Source organism: Mycobacterium sp. 1164985.4 (assembly GCF_001668575.1).
GTDB lineage: Bacteria > Actinomycetota > Actinomycetes > Mycobacteriales > Mycobacteriaceae > Mycobacterium.
Window position 1 is genome coordinate 69,512 of record NZ_LZMD01000079.1, and the last position, 20,821, is coordinate 90,332.

Annotated in this window: 23 protein-coding genes; 13 read left to right on the forward strand and 10 right to left on the reverse strand. The window is 67.9% G+C overall.

Annotated elements, in window-relative coordinates; genetic code table 11:
* Positions 1-42: 42 nt before the first annotated feature.
* From A5650_RS16760 to A5650_RS16805, 10 genes are read left to right on the forward strand one after another with little or no spacing between them, the layout of a single operon-like run.
* Positions 43-1,140, forward strand: a complete 1,098-nt coding sequence (locus A5650_RS16760; RefSeq protein WP_156744166.1) for a polyprenyl synthetase family protein — start codon at positions 43-45, stop codon at positions 1,138-1,140.
* On the forward strand, positions 1,140-2,648 hold the full coding sequence (gene crtI, locus A5650_RS16765) for a phytoene desaturase family protein (RefSeq protein WP_067293751.1): 1,509 nt from the start codon (positions 1,140-1,142) through the stop codon (positions 2,646-2,648). Before A5650_RS16760 ends, crtI begins: the two co-directional genes overlap by 1 nt.
* Positions 2,645-3,592: a phytoene/squalene synthase family protein gene (locus A5650_RS16770; RefSeq protein WP_067293754.1), complete on the forward strand. Its 948-nt coding sequence runs from the start codon at positions 2,645-2,647 to the stop codon at positions 3,590-3,592. The genes crtI and A5650_RS16770 overlap by 4 nt, the downstream gene beginning before the upstream one ends.
* 2 nt (positions 3,593-3,594) lie before the next feature.
* Entirely contained in the window at positions 3,595-3,939 is a 345-nt protein-coding gene (locus A5650_RS16775) for a lycopene cyclase domain-containing protein (RefSeq protein ID WP_067293757.1), read from the forward strand.
* A complete protein-coding gene (locus tag A5650_RS16780) occupies positions 3,936-4,265 on the forward strand; it encodes a lycopene cyclase domain-containing protein (RefSeq protein WP_067293760.1) in 330 nt (109 codons plus the stop codon). Before A5650_RS16775 ends, A5650_RS16780 begins: the two co-directional genes overlap by 4 nt.
* Positions 4,262-4,993: a class I SAM-dependent methyltransferase gene (locus A5650_RS16785; protein ID WP_067293763.1), complete on the forward strand. Its 732-nt coding sequence runs from the start codon at positions 4,262-4,264 to the stop codon at positions 4,991-4,993. Before A5650_RS16780 ends, A5650_RS16785 begins: the two co-directional genes overlap by 4 nt.
* Positions 4,990-6,501 (forward strand): FAD-dependent oxidoreductase, encoded by a 1,512-nt coding sequence (locus A5650_RS16790; RefSeq protein WP_067293765.1) that lies wholly within the window; start codon positions 4,990-4,992, stop codon positions 6,499-6,501. Before A5650_RS16785 ends, A5650_RS16790 begins: the two co-directional genes overlap by 4 nt.
* Positions 6,498-7,505: a Rieske (2Fe-2S) protein gene (locus A5650_RS16795; protein ID WP_067293768.1), complete on the forward strand. Its 1,008-nt coding sequence runs from the start codon at positions 6,498-6,500 to the stop codon at positions 7,503-7,505. The genes A5650_RS16790 and A5650_RS16795 overlap by 4 nt, the downstream gene beginning before the upstream one ends.
* Before the next feature lie 38 nt (positions 7,506-7,543).
* Positions 7,544-7,753 carry a hypervirulence associated TUDOR domain-containing protein gene (locus tag A5650_RS16800; RefSeq protein WP_067293771.1) on the forward strand — a complete coding sequence of 70 codons (210 nt, stop codon included), beginning with the start codon at positions 7,544-7,546 and terminating at the stop codon, positions 7,751-7,753.
* Positions 7,754-7,757: 4 nt separating this feature from the next.
* Positions 7,758-8,087, forward strand: a complete 330-nt coding sequence (locus A5650_RS16805; RefSeq protein ID WP_067293774.1) for a DUF3140 domain-containing protein — start codon at positions 7,758-7,760, stop codon at positions 8,085-8,087.
* Here A5650_RS16805 and idi read toward each other — a convergent pair.
* Together idi and A5650_RS16815 are read right to left on the reverse strand one after the other, a co-directional pair.
* Positions 8,048-8,620 carry an isopentenyl-diphosphate Delta-isomerase gene (idi, locus tag A5650_RS16810; RefSeq protein WP_067293777.1) on the reverse strand — a complete coding sequence of 191 codons (573 nt, stop codon included), beginning with the start codon at positions 8,618-8,620 and terminating at the stop codon, positions 8,048-8,050. The genes A5650_RS16805 and idi overlap by 40 nt on opposite strands.
* Positions 8,621-8,685: 65 nt before the next feature.
* Positions 8,686-9,519, reverse strand: a complete 834-nt coding sequence (locus A5650_RS16815; protein ID WP_067293779.1) for a MerR family transcriptional regulator — start codon at positions 9,517-9,519, stop codon at positions 8,686-8,688.
* A gap of 134 nt (positions 9,520-9,653) precedes the next feature.
* Between A5650_RS16815 and A5650_RS16820 the strand changes: the two genes are divergently transcribed.
* Entirely contained in the window at positions 9,654-10,085 is a 432-nt protein-coding gene (locus A5650_RS16820; protein ID WP_067293953.1) for a hypothetical protein, read from the forward strand.
* A 61-nt stretch (positions 10,086-10,146) separates the two neighbouring features.
* Here the strand turns inward: A5650_RS16820 and ilvC are convergent, their stop codons facing one another.
* Genes ilvC through A5650_RS16835 form a run of 3 tightly spaced genes read right to left on the reverse strand, consistent with a single transcriptional unit; the run spans position 10,147 to position 13,492 of the window.
* On the reverse strand, positions 10,147-11,148 hold the full coding sequence (gene ilvC, locus A5650_RS16825) for a ketol-acid reductoisomerase (protein ID WP_197501902.1): 1,002 nt from the start codon (positions 11,146-11,148) through the stop codon (positions 10,147-10,149).
* A 44-nt stretch (positions 11,149-11,192) separates the two neighbouring features.
* Positions 11,193-11,702, reverse strand: coding sequence for an acetolactate synthase small subunit (gene ilvN, locus A5650_RS16830; RefSeq protein ID WP_067293785.1), 510 nt, complete (start codon positions 11,700-11,702; stop codon positions 11,193-11,195).
* Positions 11,702-13,492: an acetolactate synthase large subunit gene (locus A5650_RS16835; RefSeq protein WP_231992645.1), complete on the reverse strand. Its 1,791-nt coding sequence runs from the start codon at positions 13,490-13,492 to the stop codon at positions 11,702-11,704. The genes ilvN and A5650_RS16835 overlap by 1 nt, the downstream gene beginning before the upstream one ends.
* 384 nt (positions 13,493-13,876) lie before the next feature.
* Between A5650_RS16835 and A5650_RS16840 the strand changes: the two genes are divergently transcribed.
* Positions 13,877-14,224, forward strand: coding sequence for a PH domain-containing protein (locus tag A5650_RS16840; protein ID WP_067293956.1), 348 nt, complete (start codon positions 13,877-13,879; stop codon positions 14,222-14,224).
* Here A5650_RS16840 and A5650_RS16845 read toward each other — a convergent pair.
* Complete coding sequence (locus tag A5650_RS16845; RefSeq protein WP_067293789.1) at positions 14,221-15,051, reverse strand: DoxX family protein; 831 nt, start codon at positions 15,049-15,051, stop codon at positions 14,221-14,223. The genes A5650_RS16840 and A5650_RS16845 overlap by 4 nt on opposite strands.
* A gap of 139 nt (positions 15,052-15,190) precedes the next feature.
* Here A5650_RS16845 and A5650_RS16850 point away from each other — a divergent pair, with 139 nt between their 5' ends.
* Positions 15,191-16,312, forward strand: a complete 1,122-nt coding sequence (locus tag A5650_RS16850; RefSeq protein ID WP_067293792.1) for a PQQ-dependent sugar dehydrogenase — start codon at positions 15,191-15,193, stop codon at positions 16,310-16,312.
* 75 nt (positions 16,313-16,387) lie between these two features.
* On the opposite strand, the gene gatB is transcribed toward A5650_RS16850, so the two are convergent.
* From gatB to gatC, 4 genes are all read right to left on the reverse strand, one after another.
* Positions 16,388-17,890, reverse strand: a complete 1,503-nt coding sequence (gene gatB, locus A5650_RS16855) for an Asp-tRNA(Asn)/Glu-tRNA(Gln) amidotransferase subunit GatB (protein ID WP_067293795.1) — start codon at positions 17,888-17,890, stop codon at positions 16,388-16,390.
* A gap of 23 nt (positions 17,891-17,913) precedes the next feature.
* Positions 17,914-18,945: an ATP-dependent 6-phosphofructokinase gene (locus A5650_RS16860; protein WP_067293959.1), complete on the reverse strand. Its 1,032-nt coding sequence runs from the start codon at positions 18,943-18,945 to the stop codon at positions 17,914-17,916.
* Positions 18,946-19,014: 69 nt separating this feature from the next.
* Positions 19,015-20,478, reverse strand: coding sequence for an Asp-tRNA(Asn)/Glu-tRNA(Gln) amidotransferase subunit GatA (gene gatA / locus A5650_RS16865; RefSeq protein ID WP_067293798.1), 1,464 nt, complete (start codon positions 20,476-20,478; stop codon positions 19,015-19,017).
* Positions 20,479-20,492: 14 nt separating this feature from the next.
* On the reverse strand, positions 20,493-20,792 hold the full coding sequence (gene gatC, locus A5650_RS16870; RefSeq protein ID WP_067293801.1) for an Asp-tRNA(Asn)/Glu-tRNA(Gln) amidotransferase subunit GatC: 300 nt from the start codon (positions 20,790-20,792) through the stop codon (positions 20,493-20,495).
* Positions 20,793-20,821: the final 29 nt, after the last annotated feature.

Genomic DNA, 20,821 nt, shown 5'->3' on the forward strand with positions numbered 1-20,821 from the left:
TTGAGCGGTATCAACGGAAACACGCGGACCCCCCTCCTGTCGATGTCACACCTCACCGCTCCGCCCCGAGGGCTGATGATCACGGCCTTCCCGGTATGGCGCGACGCCATCCGGCGAGAAGTGCTGCGATCGCTGGGCGAATTCGTCGAAAGGCGTTGCGCCGACGATCTTCGGGCAGCGGGAGTCGACGTCGCCGCCGACGTCCTGCGGGATTTCGTCGAAGGCGGCAAGTGTGTGCGCTCGACGTTCGTCTACCTCGGCTGGTTGTGCAACGCCGACGACGACGCGGGCGCGTTGCGGGCCGCGGCGAGCTTCGAGTTGCTGCATGCGTTCGCCCTGTTGCAGGACGACGTGATGGACGACTCCACGTTGCGGCGTGGACGGCCGTCGGCCCACATCCGGTTCGCGCAGTGGCACCGCGACCGAGCGATGTCGGGGTCATCGCAACGCTTCGGCGAGGCCGCCGCCGTGCTCCTCGGCGACCTGTGCCTGGTGTGGGCACAGCAGATGCTGCGCGAGAGTGGGATCGACGAGGACGCGTTGGTGCGCGGATGGCACCGGTATGACGCGATGCGCATTGAGCTGGCCGTCGGCCAGTTCGCCGACCTGGTCAACGACGCCGCTGAATTCCCAGAGTGGGAACGGGTTCTCGACGTGCTGCGGCGCAAGTCCGGCAACTACACCGTGCGCAGACCGCTCGAGATCGGCGCCGCCATGGCCGGATGCTCGCAGGGCGTTCTGATGCTGCTCGGCGAATACGGCGAAGCCGTCGGCGAGGCCTTCCAATTGCGCGACGACGTCCTCGGAATCTTCGGCTCTCCCGAGATCACCGGTAAGCCGGCGGGCAGCGACCTTCTGGAACACAAGGCAACCAGCGTCGTGGTGGCCGCCTACCGGCTCGCCGACGCGTCCCTGCGCCGTGACCTCACCGAGCTGATGAGCACCTCTGGTCTGGATGACGCCGACATCCGGCAGTGGCGCAAGCTGATCGTCGCGACCGGCGCCCTGGAATGGATTGAGCAACTCATCGATTCGCGGCTCACGCACGCGCTCGAGCTGCTCGACACTGGTCAGCTGGATCCGATGGTCCGCACGGCGCTCGCCGACATGGCCGCCGCCTGCACCGAGCGAGCCGCGTGATGCGTACCGTCGCGGGCCGCACCGACCACGTCGTGGTCGTCGGCGCCGGACTGGCGGGACTGTCGGCGGCACTGCAACTCGCTGGGCGCGGTCGCAGGGTGACGGTGCTCGAACGCGGGCAGCATCCGGGCGGACGTGTCGGACGCGTCGACGTCGACGGTTACCGCCTCGACACCGGGCCGACCGTGCTGACGATGCCTGACATCATCGACGACGCGTTCGCCGCCGTCGGAGAGAACACGGCCGACCGACTCGACCTGCTCACCGTCGATCCCGCCTACCGCGCGTCGTTCGCCGACGGCAGCTCGCTGCACGTGCGCAGCGACGCCGACGCGATGGCCGCCGAGATCGAGCGCTTCGCCGGCCGTAAACAGGCGGAAGGATATGTGCGGCTTCGTGATTGGCTCACCAAGTTGTACCGGGTCGAGTTCGACGGTTTCATCGCGGCAAATTTCGACTCGCCCTTGTCGCTGCTGACCCCACAACTGGCCCGACTGACCGCGATCGGCGGATTCCGTCGCTGGGATCGCATGGTTCGCAAGTTCATCAGCGATGAACGACTGCAGCGGGTGTTCACCTTCCAGGCGTTGTACGCCGGGGTGCCGCCGCACCGGGCGCTGGCGGTGTATGCCGTGATCGCCTACATGGACACCATCTCCGGGGTGTACTTCCCCCGCGGCGGTGTGCGCGCCCTCCCTGACGCCCTCGCCGCGGCCGGGGCCGACGCCGGTGTCGAGTTCCATTACGGCTCTGCGGTTTCGGCTCTCGAGCGGACGGGCGACCGGGTGGTCGCGGTTCGCACCGAGGACGGCGACCGGATCGCCGCCGACGCGGTCGTGCTGACCACCGAACTGCCCGACACCTACCGGTTGCTCGGGCGCACGCCCCGCCGCCCGCTGCGGTTGCGGCCGGCGCCGTCGGCCGTGGTCGCCCACGTCGGGTGCCGCGCGGTCGGTCAGGACGGCGACCACCACACCATCGTCTTCGGCCACGAGTGGGAGAAGACGTTCACCGACATCATCGACGACGGACGTGTGATGTCCGATCCGTCGCTGCTCGTGACCCGCCCCACCGCAGGCGATCCGTCGCTGGCCCCCGATGGCCGAGACCTGTTGTACGTCCTTGCGCCCGCCCCCAACCTCGATGTGGGGCAGGTTGATTGGGCGTCGCTCCGCGGCGACTACGTGCGTCAGATGATGGATGTGGTGGGCACCCGGCTCCCGCAGGTGGGGGTCGACGCAGAGGTGCTGCATGTCGTCGATCCCGCCGACTGGGCGCGTCAGGGGATGGCCGCGGGCACCCCGTTCGCGCTGGCACACACGTTCGGTCAGACCGGCCCCTTCCGTCCCGCCAACACGGTGCGCGGTGTCGCCAACGTGGTACTGGCGGGGTCGTCGACCGTCCCTGGGGTCGGCGTGCCGACCGCGATGATTTCCGGGCGGTTGGCGGCTGACCGAATCACCGGCCTTCCCGTCGGGCGGGCCCATAGCCAGGTGGTGCAAGCATGATCGGTTCCGAACTCGACGCCGCGGGCGTACGCGACCCGGCACTGCGCGAGGCTTATCGCCGTTGCCGCACAATCAATGCCGAGCACGGCCGCACGTTCTTCCTGGCCACCCGGCTGCTCGCGCCCGAACAGCGACCCGCCGTGCACGCGCTGTACGGGTTCGCCCGCCGCGCCGACGACATCCTCGACGACTTCGACCCCGTCATACCCATGAGCGAACGGGCCGACCAGCTCCAGCTGCTGGCGACCCAGCTGTTCAACCGTCTCGCGCAGGGCAGCTGCGACGACGGCGATCCGGCGCTGGCCGCCGTGGTGCACTGCGCCCGCCGGTACGGGATTCCGTGGGAGCTGTTCGACGACTTCCTCGGGTCGATGCGCATGGATCTCACCGTCACCGACTATCCCGACCGGGCCGCACTGGATCGGTACATGTACGGCTCGGCCGAGGTCATCGGCCTGCAACTGCTGCCCGTCCTCGGCACCGTCGGTCCTCGCGAAGAGGCCGCCCCGTACGCGGCCGCGCTCGGAAAGGCGTTCCAGCTCACGAACTTCCTGCGCGACATCGACGAGGACCTCGAGCGGGGCCGGGTGTACCTGCCCGCCGACGAACTCGCCGCGTACGGCGTTGACCGCGACGTGCTGACGTGGTGCCACGAGAACCGCCGCACCGACGCGAAGGTTCGCCGGGCCCTGGTGGAGCAGCACGCCATCAACCGGCGCGTGTACGACTTCGCGCGGCGCGGTATCGCCCACCTCAGCCCGCGGTCGCGCCCCTGCGTCGCGGTCGCGCTGACCCTGTACTCCGAAATCCTGGACCGCATCGAGGAAATCGACTTCGCGGTCTTCAGCCAGCGCGCGACCGTCGGCACCGGACGCCGCATCCGCGTCGGGTGCGCCGGTCTCCTGAAGGCGTGGCGGGCGCGACACCGGGACCGCAAGGCGTGACGATGGACAAGTGGCAATACCTGTTGGTACTGGCCGCCTGTCTTCTGATCACGGCGCCTTTGGAGATCTTCGGCGAGGGCGTGTACCGACAGGGGCGCAGGGTCGCGGCCGCGGTGCTGCCCGTCGCCGCCGTGTTCGTCGTCTGGGATGTGATCGCGATCTTCGCCGACATCTGGACGTACAACTCCAAGTACGTGACCGGCGTCGACGTACCGGGCGTGATGCCCATCGAGGAACTGCTGTTCTTCATCGTGATCCCGCTGTGCGGGCTGCTGACCTACAACGCCGTCACCGCGATCCTGTCGCGGCTGCAGCGGACGCGCGACCACGCGGAGAACGTCAAGTGAACGGACTGGGATACACGATGCCCGCCGTACTGGCCGTACTCGCCGTCTGCGCACTCGAGTTGGGTGTCCTTCGCACCGGGTTGTTCCGCAAGGCCGCGTACTGGATCTCCATGGTGATCGTGCTCGGTTTCCAGATACCGGTCGACGGTTGGCTCACCAAGCTCAGCGCACCGATCGTCATCTACGACGATCAGCACACCAGCGGGATCCGGTTCCCGTTCGACATTCCAGTGGAAGACTTCCTCTTCGGCTGGGCGATGGTCACCGCTGTGCTTCTGCTGTGGGAACGGCAGCGGCTGCGCGCACAGAGAAGGGATGCTTCGTGAAGGTCAGCGAGGGTCGAGATGCCGATGACCCCTCGGATGTTCCGGCCGCGTTCGACGACGGTGCATCGTCCTACGACACGCTCGTCAACTCCAATCCCGGATACCATGAGCACCTTCGGATCTCCGCGCAGCGAATGCGGCTGCCCGACGAGGGTCGCGGGCTCCGCCTGCTCGACGCGGGATGCGGAACCGGCGCATCGACCGCCGCCCTGTTGGCGGTGGCACCTCATGCGGAGATCGTCGGCGTCGACGGTTCGGACGGCATGCTGGCCGAGGCGAGGGCCAAACAGTGGCCGTCGTCGGTGCGTTTCGTCCACAGCCGGATCGAGAACCTCGCCGATGTCGGCGTGACCGGACCCTTCGACGGCATCTTCGCCGCCTACCTCATCCGCAACCTCCCGGATCCCGATGCGCAACTGCGAGAGTTCCTCTCATTGCTGCGGCCGGGAGCGTCGCTGGCGGTCCACGAGTACTCGGTGCGCGATTCGCGCATCGCGACCGCCGTGTGGAACGCCGTCTGTGCCGCGATCATCATTCCGAGCGGTCGCCTGCGCAGTGGAGACGCATCGCTGTACCGGTATCTGCGGCGCAGCGTGAACCGCTTCGACGGCGCCGCTGATTTCCGTGACCGGTTGCGCCGCAACGGTTTCACCGCGGTGCACAGCGAGACGATGCCGGGCTGGCAACGCAACATCGTGCACACCTTCCTCGCCGAGGCGCCGCGATGACCGATCCGCGCCGCATCACGCACTCCGCACCTCAGCCCGATGCGAACCGCGTTCGGGACAAACCGCACGTGGTCGTCGTCGGCGGCGGCATCGCAGGGCTGACCGCGGCCACCGGGTTGGCCGAACGCGGCGTGAGCGTCGACATCCTCGAACGCGAAACCTATCTCGGCGGTCGCGTCGGCGGTTGGACCGAGTCGCTCGACGACGGCACCCCCGTGGCCATGAACCGCGGCTTTCACGCGTTCTTCCGGCAGTATTACAACCTGCGGAACCTGTTGCGGCGCATCGACCCCGCCCTGGGCATGCTCACCCCGGTCTCGGACTATCCCCTTGTCGACGCGTACGGCCGACGCGACACGTTCCGCGGCCTGCCCCAGACGCCGCCGTGGAATGCGGTGGCGTTCGCGCTGCGCAGCCCCACGTTCCGGCTGCGTGATCTGGTGCGGCTGAACGCGCGCGCCGCGGCGCCGTTGGCCGCGGTCTCGGTGCCCGGGATCTATGACCGGCTCGACCACATCGACGCCGATACGTTCCTGCGCGACATCAACTTTCCCGAACCCGCCCGCCATCTGGCCTTCGAGGTCTTCTCACGCAGCTTCTTCGCCGAGCCGACCAACCTCTCGGCCGCCGAGCTGGCGACGATGTTCCACATCTACTTCCTGGGGTCCAGCGAGGGCCTGGTGTTCGACGTCGCCAACGCGAACTTCCACACCGCGCTGTGGGATCCGCTGCGCGCCTACCTGCGGTCGCTGGACGTGCGGGTGCACACCGGCGTATCGGTCACCGAGATCCGCCGCGGCGATCGCTTCTCGGTTCATACGGACGGCGCTGACCGCATCGACGCCGACGGCGTCGTGCTGGCCACCGATGTCGCGGGTTTGCAGAAGATCGTCGGCGATTCGGCGTCCCTTGGCGACGAGCGGTGGCGGTCCGACATCGCCGCGATGCGTACGGCCGCACTGTTCGTCGTACAGCGGCTGTGGCTCGACCGGCCCGTGAAGCCGGACCGTCCGGCATTTCTCGGGACGGGCGGGCGTCCGCCGCTGGACAATGTGAGCGTGCTGGAGCGATATGAGCGGGAGGCGGCGGACTGGTCGCGCCGCACCGGCGGCTCGGTGGTCGAGTTGCACTCGTACGCGGCGACCGACGGCACCGAGGACGTGTTGGAACGGTTGCCGATCCGGATGCGGGAACTGTATCCCGAGACCGCCTCTGCGAACGTCGTCGGCGAACGGGTGCTGACCCGTCAGGACTGCCCTCGGTTTGCGCCCGGCGACTTCGCGCGCCGCCCGACCGTGGCGACGCCGCAGCCTGGCCTGGCCCTGGCGGGTGACGGCATCCGCATCGACCTGCCGGTCGCGTTGATGGAGCGCGCCGCAACCACGGGGTGGTCCGCGGCCAACCTGCTGCTCAAGGGTTTCGGCCTTACCGGGCACGACATCCAGACGGTCCCCACACAGGGGCGCTTCGCACCGTTGCGACGGCTGGCGGAAAGGCAGCTCGCATGAGCATGCTTGCCGAACTCAAGGCGCGGCTGGCGAAAACCACCCCGTTCCAAGTGCTTCCGCGCACCGCTTGGTCCGGTCAGCGGCCGACGTACGACGACGCCCAACCGTCGCTGATCAACTCCGCGCTGCGGCGTTCGCAGGGTAGGCCGAGCGGAAACTGGTATGCCATCGCGGCCAGCGACACCATAGGCAAACGGCCGATCGGCGCCACGGTCGGTGGCGTCGAACTGGTCGCTTGGCGCGCCGAGGGCGGGGCGCTCGCGGTCGGGCCGGCGGCCTGCCCCCATCTCGGAGCCGATCTGTCGACCGGGATGGTGGACTGCGGAACGCTGATCTGCCCGTGGCACGGCCTGCGCTTCGACGGCGGCCGCACCTGGAGCTGGCGACCCTTCCCCGCTCACGACGACGGTGTGCTCACGTGGGTGCGACTGGACGCGATCGGCGGCGAAACGCCCACCGAGACACCGATATTGCCGATGCGACCGGACGGGCCGCGGCTCTCGGCGGTGACCCGGCTCGTCGGCACGTGCGAACCAGCGGACGTGATCGCCAACCGACTCGACCCGTGGCACGGCGCGTGGTTCCACCCGTATTCGTTCACCCGCCTCGAGGTGCTTTCGGCGCCGACCGCCGACGACGACCTTCCCGAGGATGGCGACCGCTTCCTCGTCGCGGTCACCTTCCGGGTCGGGCGACTCGGTGTTCCGGTGATCGCGGAGTTCACCGCACCGGAGCCACGCACCATCGTGATGCGCATCGTCGACGGAGAAGGGGCGGGAAGCGTGGTCGAGACGCATGCCACCCCGCTCGGACCGGGCACCGACGGCGCGCCCCGCACCGCGGTCATCGAGGCGGTGATCGCCCACTCCGACCGCCCCGGCTTCGCCCATGCCCTCCGCGGCGCGCCGCTGATCACCCCGTTCATGCGGTATGCGGCCACCCGCCTGTGGCGTGACGATCTCGCCTACGCCGAGCGTCTCTATCGGCAGCGCTCGCGCGGCTGATCCCGTTTTGCGCCGAGGCGCCCGGGTATACCGCCGGGATGAGCAAGGACATCCACAAGGGCGACAAGGTGCAGTGGAAGAGCCACGGCACCACCGTGACCGGCACCGTCGAGGAGAAGATCACCTCTGACACGGAAGCGGCGGGCCGCACCGTGCGCGCTGACTCCGACAACCCGCAATACCGGGTGCGCAGCGCCAAGAGCGGCCGCGACGCGGTGCACAAGCCGGAATCGCTGAAGAAGAAGTAGCGCCGTGGCCGACGATCACGCCACGACCTATACCGAGTTCACCGACGCCGTCAACTTGACGGCCTCCGAACTCGAAAAGTGGCTCGAGACAGCCGAATCCAAAGGCGTCGGGCAGAAGTCCGACGGTGGCGAGTCGACCGGGCACGAAAGCGGCCGGCGCATCGTCGAACTGTTACGTAAGAAGAAGTCGGAGTTGGACGACGACGACTACGCCCACATGCGCAAGGTCGTCGGCTACGCACACCGCCATCTGGCCCAGCGGCCAAGCGGCGACATCGAGCACTCAGCGTGGCGTTACTCGCTGATGAACTGGGGCCACGACCCCTGCAAGTAGGGCTCGTCGAGTAGCGGTATCTGCTCCATGGCCCACGGGCTGATCGACCACGGCAGCCCGACTGCGGAGCGGAGCTGCTCCCACGACACCCACATCCACTCCATGACCTCGCTGGGATCGGGTCGCAACCGGGCGCGGCAGCGGGCGAAGAACACCGGGCAGATCTCGTTCTCGACGGTGCCGTCGGCCGCGACGGCGCGGTAACGGAAGTCCGGCAGCACGCAGACGACCGATTCGATCGGTACACCCAGCTCCTGCTCGGCTCGGCGGCGCACCGCGTCCTCGACCTGTTCCCCGGGCGCCGGGTGCCCGCAGAACGAGTTGGACCAGACCCCGGGCCATGTCGTCTTGTTCAATGCGCGGCGGGTCAACAGCACGCTGCCGTCCGCGTCGAACAGATAGCAGGAAAAGCCCAGGTGCAGCGGTGTCGCGGCGTGATGCACGGTGGTCTTGGCGGCACTGCCGATCTGTCGGCCCTGTTCGTCGAGAAGTACGACGGACTCGTCCGTAGTCTCCGTCGTCGCCGTGGTCATTGCGGACACCTCATGTATGTACCCAAATCCGCCGGACTAACCGATGCACGGACGATGCGCCTCGGTCACGGGCCGGCCGTACACCGCTCGACGGCCTCACCCAGGCTGTACACGCGCGTGGCCGAACCGTCGGCGCAGTCGTCCCAGCCGGACCCTCCGAGCAGGACCTCGGCGCCGACGGCGGCCGCGCGGACCATATCCATGTCGGCAGTATCGGCGGTCTGTGACCACAGCACCGCCCGGACGGGCGTGCTCACGCGTGCGATCGCGTCGGTCAAAGCCGTCGCCGGCACGGTGGCGCCCAGGATCAGCGCACCGCGCCCGCGTTCGGCGAGGGCGGCACGCAGCGCCTCGAGCGCCAACACGTGCGTCTCGCGCGAGGTGCACGCCAAGATGACCGACGTCGACGCGTCGAGGCTCACGAGCGGCGTGTGGTGCATCGACCGCGACACCGTCCACGACAGGGCGTGCTCGACGTCGATGCATCCGCCGTCCTCGTACTGCCTGGTCACGACGGCCGCGAACGCGGGCTGTACCAACAGGTCCCACGTGTCGATCACGCCGAAATGACGGACGTGGGTCTCCAGCAGCGCGCTGAGCGCGGCGAGGTCGAGGGCGAATGCGGCCGCCAACAGCGAAGCGACGTCACCGCGCGGCGGCACGACGGCCTCGGTCGCCAGTTGGGCCGCACTGCGCGGGCTGGTCCCCTGCCCGATGAGGTCATGCATGTGGCGTACGGCCGCGACGTCGTTGTCGCTGTAGAGCCGGTGCCGGCCGGGCCGGTGGTGCGACGGCCCGACGCCGTAGCGCCGGCTCCAGCTGCGCAGCGTCGCGGTGGGCACGCCAACGCGCTCGGCCACCACGCGCACCGTGTACCGCGGTATGTCAGCGTCGTCCATGGAGCCTGCTCGTCGGAGTGTGGGCCCAGCGAGGATTCACCGATAGCGCGGTGGGCAAACTCGTCGATGCGAAACCGATGCAACCGTTCGCTGTCTGGACATACCGGCGGCGAGATGCGGGTACCTGTTCGCCCATGACCGATCAGCAGACAGACGAACAACACAGCCGCCCCGAGGGGCTCGACGACGCGACCGTGGAGGCGGTCGGAAAAGTGTCTGAAGCGTTGGAGTGGGTGGAACGGGCACGCGGGCATCTGTATTCGTTCCACCAGCTGATGGGTCGGGCTGACCTGCTGCTCGGTGAGGCATGCGACAAGTTGCGCGACGCCGGACACGATGCCGTCGCAGAGCGATTGGAGGCCGAAGTCGTCGGCCGCAATGTGCTCTACGGCCGCTGGACCTTCCAGATCGTCGAGGATTTCGACGACAACTACTGGTCGGTGTTCCGCGATCACGAGAGCCGGGTGCGCGACGAGCTCCAGCAGGGCCGCAAGCACGTGTTCGAGTCGGAGATGAAGGAGCGGCGCCGCACCCAGGGTCGCCCCGGGCACGAACACCGCCCCTGATCCGCGTGATTTCGGTGCGCTACCGATCGGACAGCGATAGGTAGCGCACCGAAATCGCTTCTTACGCCGTTTCGGTAATGGGCCGGTCGACCCAGCTCATCAGGTCGCGCAGCTTCTTGCCGGTGACCTCGATCGGGTGCTCGGCGTTCTTCTTGCGCAGCGCCTCGAGCTCCTTGTTGCCGCCTTCGACGTTGGCGACGAGTTTCTTGACGAACGTTCCGTCCTGGATCTCGGAGAGGATGCCGCGCATCCGCTCCTTGGTGTCGGCGTCGATCACCCGCGGACCGGACAGGTAGCCGCCGAACTCCGCGGTGTCGGACACCGAGTAGTTCATGCGCGCGATGCCGCCCTCGTACATGAGGTCGACGATGAGCTTCAGCTCGTGCAGTACCTCGAAGTACGCCAACTCGGGCGCGTACCCGGCCTCGACCATCACGTCGAAGCCGGTCTTGACGAGTTCCTCTGTGCCGCCGCACAACACGGCCTGCTCACCGAACAGGTCGGTCTCGGTCTCGTCCTTGAAGGTGGTCTTGATGACGCCGGCGCGGGTGCCGCCGATGCCCTTGGCGTACGACAGGGCGAGCGCCTGGCCCTCACCCTTGGGATCCTGGTCGATCGCGATCAGGCAGGGCACACCCTTGCCGTCGACGAACTGCCGGCGCACCAGGTGGCCCGGCCCCTTCGGGGCGACCATGCCGATTGTCACGTTGGACGGCGGCTTGATCAGGTCGAAATGAATGTTGAGGCCGTGCCCGAAGAACAGCGCGTTGCCGTCCTCGAGGTTGGGCTCGATGTCGTTCTTGAAGATCTCCGCCTGCGCGGTGTCGGGGGCGAGCAACATGATGACGTCGGCCCACTTGGCGACCTCGGCGGGGGTGTCGACATCCAGCCCCTGCTCGGCGACCTTATCGCGGGACTTCGAGCCTTCCTTGAGGCCGACCTTCACCTGGACGCCGGAGTCGCGCAGGCTCAGCGAGTGCGCGTGCCCCTGGCTGCCGTAGCCGATGACGCCGACCTTGCGTCCCTGGATGATCGACAGGTCCGCGTCGTCGTCATAGAACATCTCTACTGCCACTGAATTTCCTTATCTCTCACCTGATTTAGGGTCTACTTGGTGGTGCCGATGCTGCGGGGACCGCGGGACAGCGACACCACACCGGATTGCACGATCTCGCGAATCCCGAAGGGCTCCAGCACCCGCAGCAGTGCCTCGAGCTTTTCGGGCGTGCCGGTCGCCTCGACCGTCAACGACTCGGTCGACACGTCGACGACCTTGGCGCGGAACAGGTTCACCGCCTCGATGACCTGGCCGCGAGTCGATGCGTCGGTGCGCACCTTGATCAGCGCGAGCTCGCGCGAGACCGAGTTCTCTTCCTCCTGCTCGACGATCTTGATCACGTTCACCAGCTTGTTGAGCTGTTTGGTGATCTGCTCGAGCGGCGCCTCGTCAACGCTCACGACGATCGTCATGCGCGACATGTTCTTCTGCTCGGTCGCACCGACCGCCAGGGACTGGATGTTGAAGCCGCGCCGCGAGAACAGCGAGGCGATGCGCGCCAGGACGCCCGGTTTGTCCTCGACGAGCACCGACAGCGTTTGGGTGGCGGAGGTACTCATCAGGCGTGCCCTTCTTCCGGATCGTCGAACAGCGGTCGGATGCCGCGGGCGGCCTGGATCTCGTCGTTGCTGGTGCCGGCGGCGACCATCGGCCACACCTGGGCGTCCGCGCCGACGATGAAGTCGATCACCACGGGGCGGTCGTTGATCTCACGCGCCTGGCGGATCACTTCCTCGACGTCTTCGGCTCGCTCACAACGCAATCCGACACAGCCAAGCGCTTCGGCCAGCTTGACGAAATCGGGTATGCGATGCGAGTGCGTGGCGAGATCCGTTTGGCTGTATCGCTCTTCGTAGAACAGGGTCTGCCACTGCCGCACCATGCCGAGGTTTCCGTTGTTGATCAGCGCCACCTTGATCGGCGCACCCTCGACCGCACAGGTGGCCAACTCCTGGTTGGTCATCTGAAAACAGCCGTCGCCGTCGATGGCCCAAACCTCGGCCTCCGGGCGGCCGAACTTGGCTCCCATCGCCGCGGGCACGGCATACCCCATGGTGCCCAGGCCGCCGGAGTTCAGCCACGTCTTCGGCTTCTCGTAGGAGATGAACTGCGCGGCCCACATCTGATGCTGTCCGACACCCGCGACGTACACCGCGTCGGGTCCGGCCATCTTGCCCAGCGTCTCGATCACGTACTCCGGCGAGAGGCTGCCGTCGCTCTGCGGGCCGTAGCTCAACGGATAGGTCGCCTGCACCCCGCGCAGGTATTCCATCCAGTTGTCGATCTTGATCGAGTCCGCGGCACCGTCGCGTTGCAGCGCCACGATCAAATCGGCGATGACGGCCTTGATGTCACCCACGATCGGCACGTCGGCGTGGCGGTTCTTGCCGATCTCGGCAGGGTCGATGTCGGCGTGGATGACCTTGGCCTCCGGGGCGAAGGAATCCAGCCGGCCGGTCACCCGGTCGTCGAAGCGGGTGCCCAGTGCGATCAGCAGGTCGCTGCGCTGCAGGGCGGCCACCGCGGACACGGTGCCGTGCATCCCCGGCATGCCCATGTTCTGCGGATGGCTGTCGGGGAACGCACCGCGCGCCATCAGCGTGGTGACGACGGGAATCCCGGTCAGCTCGGCCAACTCCAGCAGACCCTCGGTGGCCTCGCCGCGGATCACGCCTCCGCCGACGTAGAGCACCGGCTTGCGGGCGGCGGCGATCAGCTTCGCGGCCTCGCGGATCTGGCGATTGTGCGGTTTGGTGTTCGGCTTGTAGCCGGGAAGGTCCATCCGCGGCGGCCAGCTGAAGGTGCACTGACCCTGCAGCACGTCCTTGGGGATGTCGACGAGCACCGGACCGGGACGGCCTGAGGACGCGATGTGGAACGCCTCCGCGATCGCCTTCGGGATCTCGTCACCGCTGCGCACCAGGAAGTTGTGTTTGGTGATCGGCATCGTGATACCGGAGATGTCGGCTTCCTGGAAGGCGTCGGTGCCGATCAGGCCACGGCCGACCTGTCCGGTGATCGCGACCACCGGGATCGAGTCCATATGGGCGTCGGCGAGCGGCGTCACGAGGTTCGTCGCGCCGGGGCCCGAGGTGGCCATCATCACGCCGACCTTGCCGGTCGCGTGGGCGTAACCACTGGCCGCATGTCCGGCGCCCTGCTCGTGGCGAACCAGGACGTGGCGCAGCTTCTTGGAGTCGAACAGCGGGTCGTACACCGGCAGCACCGCGCCGCCGGGGATGCCGAAGATCGTGTCGACGTCGAGTTCCTCCAGCGACCTGATCACCGCCTGCGCGCCGGTCATCTGTTGCGGCGTAACACGTTTGGTCGACGCCGGCGCAGATTTCACCGCCGGTTTCGTGGCATGTCCGTCGTCGGGCACGGTTGCCGCCACCTGCTCCAGCGGTCGGGTTGTCGGTGCGCTCACGGTGTTCGTTCTCCTAAATCCTTCTGCGGATCTGTCTCTAGGGTCTCAAATTCGATGGTCGGGCAAGAAAAAACCCCCGTCAGCTGGGCAGCTGTACGAGGGTCGCGCGTCGGTGCCGGAGTTATGCCCGAGTAAGGGCAGGCGCGGCATCGACGCGCTTCCCGATTACTACGAGCAACCCCAGGCCCTGCATAACCGTCGACGGTAGCCTCCGCACTGGTCACAGGTCAAATTGCGGCACGGTGCGAAGATGGCCTGGTGAGTCCCGAGGCCGCACCCGCCCCCGTCGTCATCCGCATCTCGCCCATGGCGCATTTCGCCGTTGCATTCCTGGCGTTCAGCATGCTTTCGCTGGTTCTCGCGGGGCTGACCTGGGTGGCGGCCCTGCTCATCATTCCGATCGTGTTGTCGGTGTTCGTCGCCCGCTATCGCACGGTCGCCGACCGCGACCACGTGACCGCACGCACGTTGTTCGGCAGCGAGACGGTCCGGTGGGACGACATCGACGGTCTGCGGTTCGGCAAGGGGCCGGCGGGCTACGCCCACCTGAAGGACGGCAGGGACCTGCGGCTACCGGCGGTGACGTTCGCGACGTTGCCGCGCCTCACCGAGGCCAGCGGCGGTCGCGTGCCGAATCCGTATTCGACGGATTAGGCCAGCGGGTTGCCGCCGTTGAGCAGCACCCAGATCGCGACACCGGCGCCCGCGCCGAGCACCAGCGCACCGAGCGAGCCGAGGAACGGCCGCCGCGCCCACCCGCGTCCGGCGTCGAACCCGTAGCGGCCGGGGCCGGTCAGCACAAGGGCGGCCACCGCGCACAAGAGGAACACCTTGTACTCGTGCCCGTCGGTCAGGAAGTCCGACAGCCGCGCTTCCTCGTGGGCGACCATCGCCTCGGCCAGAACCCCGGTCACCAGGTATGCCAGCGCACCGGCGGCGGCCACGGGCGTGAAGAGACCGAGGAGGAGCAGCACCCCGGCGGCGATCTGACCGGCGGCGCCGACGTAGGTCAGGATGTCGGCGTAGCGGAAGCCCATGTCGGACAGTTCGGCTTCCCAGCCGTTGAGTCCCGGCCCGCCCCACAGCCCGAAGGCCTTCTGCAGGCCGTGACCGATGAACAGGGCACCCACCGCGACACGCAGCAGGAGGAGGCCGAGGTCGAGCGTGCCGCGACGATCGGGGCCCGCCCGGAACGGATCGGGGCCGATCTCGGACGGCTCGACCGAGTAGTCGGTCAGCGCGTGTCGGCCGCCGGGCTGCACATACGGCAGTGGCTCGGGGTCGTTGAGCAGTCCGAACCCGGTCGAGACGGGTGCACCGCTGTTCGAGTCGTAGTGCGGGATCGCGGTGGTTTCGAAATCGCCTGCGTAGTTGGAGGTGGGCAGATCGTCTTCGGGGTCGACCAGGCTCGCCGACACGGGCTGCCCGGCCGCGTCGTCGGGCCGCTGCCAGGCGCGTGGGTCATTGGTATGACTGGTCACTCTGCCAGCGTAAGTGCTCGTCACCCGGTAGTCGGGTATTGGCGCGGTGCTTTCGGCACCCTAATTCGCGGACGTCTCGCGGCGCGGTCGCGCGGGTGTGCGTGGCGCGCGCATCCGAATGATCCGTAACCTGGCTCGCATGAAACTGCGTCGGCCGATGCGGGGTGTGCTCGCCGTGTTGTGTGCGGCGTTGCTCGCGGGGTCGGGGTGCGCGCGATTCGACGACCTGCAGTCGCAACCGTTCACCACCGAACCCGAGCTCGCACCGGGTCCCACGTCGACGCCGCCGCCACCGCCGCCGCTGCCCCCGACGCCGTTTCCGAAAGAGTGCCCGGCACCGGGCGTCATGCAGGGCTGTCTAGAGAGCACCAGCGGGCTGATCATGTTGCCCGACAGCCAGTCGGCCCTGGTCGCCGAGCGCACCACCGGTGTGGTCAAGGAGGTCTCTGTCCGCGCCGAACCGAAGGTGAAGACGACGCTGCCGGTCGACGGTTCGGGCGACGGCGGGTTGATGGACATCGTGCTGTCGCCGACGTACCAGCAGGACCGGCTGATGTACGCCTACGTCAGCACCCCGACGGACAACCGTGTCATCCGCATCGCCGACGGCGACATTCCCAAGCCGATCCTGACCGGCATCCCGAAGGGCGACACCGGCAACGCGGGCTCGTTGATCTTCACCAGCCCCACGACCCTGCTCGTGCAGACGGGCGACGCGGGAAATCCCGCCGATGCGGCGAACCCGGGGTCATTGGCAGGCAAGGTGCTGCGGATCGAACAGCCCACCACGGTCGACCAGGCCCCGACCACGACCGCGCTGTCGGGCCTGGGCGCTGCGGGCGGCATGTGTATCGACTACTCGGACGGGTCGCTGTACATCACCGACCGCGCCGCCTCCGGTGATCGGTTGCAACGCATCACCAAGGACTCCAAGACCTCGACGGTGTGGACCTGGCCTGACCGGCCCGGCGTCGCGGGTTGCGCCGCGCTGGACGGGTCGGTTCTGGTCAATCTCGTCAACACCAAGCAGACCGTCGCCGTGCGGCTCGCTCCCGAAACCGGTGTGGTGACCGGCGATCCCGAGGTGGTGCGCCAGGACCAGCACGGCCACGCGTGGGCGCTGGCGATGTCGCCCGACGGCAACATCTGGGGCGGCACGATCAACAAGACGGCGGGCGATGCCGAGAAGCTCGACGACGTCGTCTTCCCGCTGTTCCCGCAGGGCGGCGGATTCCCGCGCAGCCCAGCTGACAATACGTAACCACCTGCCCGCGCTCGAAACCGCGGCCAGGGCTGTGGATGAGCGTCGCCAACGACCCTGTGTGCAGTTTCGGCGCTAGTTGCAGGCCTCCAGCACGAGTTCGCGCACCCGCGCCGCGTCGGCCTGGCCCTTGGTGGCCTTCATGACGGCGCCGACGATCGCACCCGCGGCCTGCACCTTGCCGCCCCGGATCTTCTCGACGATGCCGGGATTGGCGGCCAGCGCCTCGTCGACGGCGGTCTGCAGCGCCGAGTCGTCGCGCACGACTTCCAACCCGCGGTCCTTCATCACCTGCTCGGGCTCACCCTCGCCGGCCAGCACGCCCTCCACGACTTGGCGGGCGAGCTTGTTCGACAGCTTGCCGTCGTCGACGAGCTTGACCACCGCCGCCACCTGCGCGGGCGTGATCGGCAAGTCGGACACCGCCACCCCATCTTCGTTGGCCTTCTGCACCAGGAAGTTTCCCCACCACGCGCGGGCCGCGTCGCTGGAGGCGCCCTCCTGCACAGTGGCGGCGATCAGATCGAGCGCCCCGATGTTGACGAGGTCGCGCATCACCTCGTCGGAGATACCCCAGTCCTGCTGGATTCGCTTGCGCAGCACCCACGGAAGCTCGGGGATGGTCGCCCGCAGCCGCTCGATCCACTCGGCGTCGGGGGCGACGGGTTCCAGGTCGGGCTCGGGGAAATACCGGTAATCCTCGGCGGTTTCCTTACTGCGACCCGGCGACGTGTAACCGTCCTCGTGAAAGTGCCTGGTTTCCTGGGTCACTCGGCCACCGGCATCGAGAACTGCTGCCTGGCGGCGCATCTCGTAGCGGACGGCGACCTCGACGCTCTTCAACGAGTTGACGTTCTTGGTCTCGGTGCGGGTGCCGAACTCCTTCTGCCCGATCGGTTTGAGCGAGACGTTGGAGTCGCAGCGCATCGATCCCTGGTCCATGCGGACATCGGAGACCCCGAGGCCGCGCAGCAGATCCCGAAGCGCGGTCACGTAGGCGCGGGCGATCTCGGGCGCGCGCTTACCGGTGCCCTCGATGGGTTTGGTGACGATCTCGATCAGCGGCACACCCGAACGGTTGTAGTCGATCAGCGAGGTCGTCGCGCCCTCGATGCGGCCCGTCTCGCTGCCGAGGTGGGTCAGCTTGCCGGTGTCCTCTTCCATGTGCGCACGCTCGATCTCGACGCGCCAGGTCGTGCCGTCGTCGAGCGGCACCTCGAGATACCCGTTGATCGCGATCGGCTCGTCGTACTGCGAGATCTGGTAGTTCTTCGGCATGTCCGGATAGAAGTAGTTCTTCCGCGCGAACCGGCACCACGGCACGATCTCGCAGTTCAGCGCGAGCCCGATGCGGATCGCCGACTCGACGGCCTTCTCGTTGAGCACGGGCAGCGACCCGGGCAGGCCGAGGCAGACGGGGCACACCTGGGTGTTGGGCTCGGCGCCGAACCTGTTGGCGCAGCCGCAGAACATCTTGGTGGCGGTGGACAGCTCGACGTGGACCTCCAGGCCGAGCACGGGCTCATAGCGCGCGACGACGTCGTCGTAGTCCACCAGGTCGGCGGTCGCAGCAGTCATGACCCCGATCCTAGTAAGCGACCTCAGCCGAAGAACTCCGCGGCGTCGTCGTAGCGGCTCTGCGGAACCAGCTTCAACTGACGGACCGCGTCGGCCAGTGGAACCCGGCCGATCTCCTGGCCGCGCAGCGACACCATCATCCCGTACTCCCCCGCGTGCGCGGCGTCAGCGGCGTTGACGCCGAAGCGGGTGGCCAGCACGCGGTCGAAGGGCGTCGGCGTGCCGCCGCGCTGGACGTGCCCGAGCACGGTGACGCGCACCTCTTTGTTGATGCGCTTCTCCACCTCGAGGGCGAGTTGCTGTGCGACGCCGGTGAATCGCTCGTGGCCGAACTCGTCGATGCCGCCCTGCCGCAGCTGCATCGTCCCCTCAGCCGGTTTCGCTCCCTCTGCCACCACACAGATGAAATGCGAATCGCCGCGCACGAAGCGCTGTTTGATCAGTCGGCAGACCTCTTCGACGTCGAACGGCTGCTCGGGGATGAGCGTCATGTGCGCACCGGACGCCAGCCCGGCGTTCAACGCGATCCAACCGGCGTGGCGGCCCATCACCTCGACGAGCATCACGCGTTGATGCGACTCAGCCGTGCTGTGCAGCCGGTCAATGGCCTCGCTGGCCACCCCGAGCGCGGTGTCGTGGCCGAATGTGAGGTCGGTGCAGTCGATGTCGTTGTCGATGGTCTTCGGCACGCCGACAACGGGCACGTTCTCCTCGGAGAGCCAGTGCGCGGCGGTGAGCGTGCCCTCCCCGCCGATCGGGATCAGCACGTCGATACCGTTGTCGTCGAGCGTCTGCTTGATCTGGTCGAGCCCGGCACGCAACTTCTCCGGATGCACGCGGGCGGTACCCAGCATCGTGCCGCCCTTGGCGAGCAGCCGATCGTTGCGGTCGTCGTTGGCCAGTTGGATGCGGCGGTTCTCCAGCAGGCCGCGCCAGCCGTCCTGGAAGCCGACGACCGACGAACCGTAGCGAACGTCACACGTGCGGACTACCGCCCGGATGACCGCGTTGAGACCTGGACAGTCGCCCCCGCCGGTGAGAACTCCGATGCGCATGACCCCCATCCTCCCCGAGCGCGCGGTTGTTTGCGCCCTCTGTCGGCGTTTGCGTCGGTCAATCGGGCGTCAGACCGCGGTCGACAGCGGTCCGCGCGCCGCCTCGTAGGCCGCGCCGACGCGGTACAGCCGGTCGTCGGCCAGCGCCGGCGCCATGATCTGCAGGCCGACGGGCAGATTGTCGTCGGGCGACAGACCGGACGGCACCGACATTCCGCAGTGTCCGGCCAGATTCAGCGGCAGCGTGCACAGGTCGAACAGGTACATCGCCAGCGGGTCGTTGACCTTCTCCCCCAATGGGAACGCCGTGGTCGGCGTCGCCGGCGAGATCAGCACGTCGACCCGCTGATATGCCTCGTCGAGGTCGCGCGCGATCAGCGTGCGCACCTTCTGCGCCTGGTTGTAGTAGGCGTCGTAGTAGCCCGCCGACAACGCGTAGGTGCCGATCATGATGCGGCGCTTGACTTCCGGGCCGAACCCCGCGGCGCGGGTCAACGCCATGACCTCCTCGGCGCTGTGGGTGCCGTCGTCGCCGACGCGCAGCCCGTACCGCATCGCGTCGAACCGAGCGAGGTTGCTCGACACCTCCGACGGCAGGATCAGGTAGTAGGCGGGCAGCGAGTAGTCGAAGTGCGGGCAGTCCACCTCGCTGACCTCGGCGCCCAGCGCGGTGAGTTGTTCGACGGCGGCGTTGAACGACTCAAGCACACCGGGCTGGTAGCCGTCGCCGCGCAGCTGCTTGACCACGCCGATCCGCAGGCCGGCGAGGTCACCGGATGCGCCCGCGCGTGCGGCGCCGACGACGTCGGGCACCGCGGCGTCGACCGACGTCGAATCCTTCGCGTCGTGCCCGGCGATCACCTGGTGCAGCAGGGCGGTGTCGAGAACGGTTCGGGCACACGGGCCGCCCTGGTCGAGGGACGAAGCGCAGGCGATGAGCCCGTACCGCGACACGGTTCCGTACGTCGGCTTCACGCCGACGGTCGCGGTCAGCGCGGCCGGCTGGCGGATCGAGCCGCCGGTGTCGGTGCCGATGGCCAGCGGCGCCTGGAACGCGGCCAACGCCGCGGCACTGCCGCCGCCGGACCCGCCGGGAACGCGCTCGACGTCCCACGGGTTGCGCGTCGGCCCGTATGCGGAGTTCTCGGTCGAGGACCCCATCGCGAACTCGTCCATGTTGGTCTTGCCGAGGATCGGCAGGCCCGCCGCGCGCAAACGCATGGTGACGGTCGCGTCGTACGGCGAGGTCCAGCCCTCGAGGATCTTCGACCCGCAGGTGGTCGGCATGTCGGTGGTGGTGAACACGTCCTTGAGTGCGACCGGAACCCCGGCCAGCGGCGAGGGCAGATCCTCTCCGGCAGCGACGGCGGAGTCGACGCGCGCCGCCGCTTCCAACGCACGCTCCTCGGCGACATGCAGGAACGCGTGATAGCGCTCGTCGGTGGCCGCGATCTGGTCCAGGTGCGCCTGGGTGATTTCGGTCGACGACACCTCCTTGGCGGCGATCTTCTCCCCGAGCGTCGCCGCGTCCATCCGAGTGAGGTCGCTCACTGCGCCTCCCCCAGGATCCGCGGGACCGCGAACCGGCCCTCGGCGGTCTTCGGCGCCTGATCCAGCGCCTCCTCCTGCGTCAGGCACGGCTCGACCGTGTCCGGCCGGAACACGTTGACGTCGGTGAGCGGGTTGCCGGTGGGTTTGACCCCCTCGACGTCGACGGACTGGATCTGGCTGACGTGACCGAGGATGGCGTCCAACTGCCCGGCGTAGCTGTCCAGCTCGTCTTCGCTCAGCGCGAGGCGGGCCAGGCGCGCCAGGTGGGCTACCTCATCTCGGGAGATCTGCGACACGACACGCAAGCCTAGTCACCGCCGTTGCG

Bases quoted from the DNA above. Each gene is read 5' to 3' on its own strand.
- A5650_RS16760 (WP_156744166.1), top strand. From the start codon at position 43: ATGTCACACCTCACCGCTCCGCCCCGAGGGCTGATGATCACGGCCTTC.
- crtI (WP_067293751.1), top strand. From the start codon at position 1,140: ATGCGTACCGTCGCGGGCCGCACCGACCACGTCGTGGTCGTCGGCGCC.
- A5650_RS16770 (WP_067293754.1), top strand. From the start codon at position 2,645: ATGATCGGTTCCGAACTCGACGCCGCGGGCGTACGCGACCCGGCACTG.
- A5650_RS16775 (WP_067293757.1), top strand. From the start codon at position 3,595: ATGGACAAGTGGCAATACCTGTTGGTACTGGCCGCCTGTCTTCTGATC.
- A5650_RS16790 (WP_067293765.1), top strand. From the start codon at position 4,990: ATGACCGATCCGCGCCGCATCACGCACTCCGCACCTCAGCCCGATGCG.
- A5650_RS16795 (WP_067293768.1), top strand. From the start codon at position 6,498: ATGAGCATGCTTGCCGAACTCAAGGCGCGGCTGGCGAAAACCACCCCG.
- A5650_RS16800 (WP_067293771.1), top strand. From the start codon at position 7,544: ATGAGCAAGGACATCCACAAGGGCGACAAGGTGCAGTGGAAGAGCCAC.
- idi (WP_067293777.1), bottom strand. From the start codon at position 8,620: ATGACCACGGCGACGACGGAGACTACGGACGAGTCCGTCGTACTTCTC.
- A5650_RS16815 (WP_067293779.1), bottom strand. From the start codon at position 9,519: ATGGACGACGCTGACATACCGCGGTACACGGTGCGCGTGGTGGCCGAG.
- A5650_RS16820 (WP_067293953.1), top strand. From the start codon at position 9,654: ATGACCGATCAGCAGACAGACGAACAACACAGCCGCCCCGAGGGGCTC.
- ilvC (WP_197501902.1), bottom strand. From the start codon at position 11,148: ATGTTCTATGACGACGACGCGGACCTGTCGATCATCCAGGGACGCAAG.
- ilvN (WP_067293785.1), bottom strand. From the start codon at position 11,702: ATGAGTACCTCCGCCACCCAAACGCTGTCGGTGCTCGTCGAGGACAAA.
- A5650_RS16840 (WP_067293956.1), top strand. From the start codon at position 13,877: ATGGCGCATTTCGCCGTTGCATTCCTGGCGTTCAGCATGCTTTCGCTG.
- A5650_RS16850 (WP_067293792.1), top strand. From the start codon at position 15,191: ATGAAACTGCGTCGGCCGATGCGGGGTGTGCTCGCCGTGTTGTGTGCG.
- gatB (WP_067293795.1), bottom strand. From the start codon at position 17,890: ATGACTGCTGCGACCGCCGACCTGGTGGACTACGACGACGTCGTCGCG.
- A5650_RS16860 (WP_067293959.1), bottom strand. From the start codon at position 18,945: ATGCGCATCGGAGTTCTCACCGGCGGGGGCGACTGTCCAGGTCTCAAC.
- gatA (WP_067293798.1), bottom strand. From the start codon at position 20,478: ATGGACGCGGCGACGCTCGGGGAGAAGATCGCCGCCAAGGAGGTGTCG.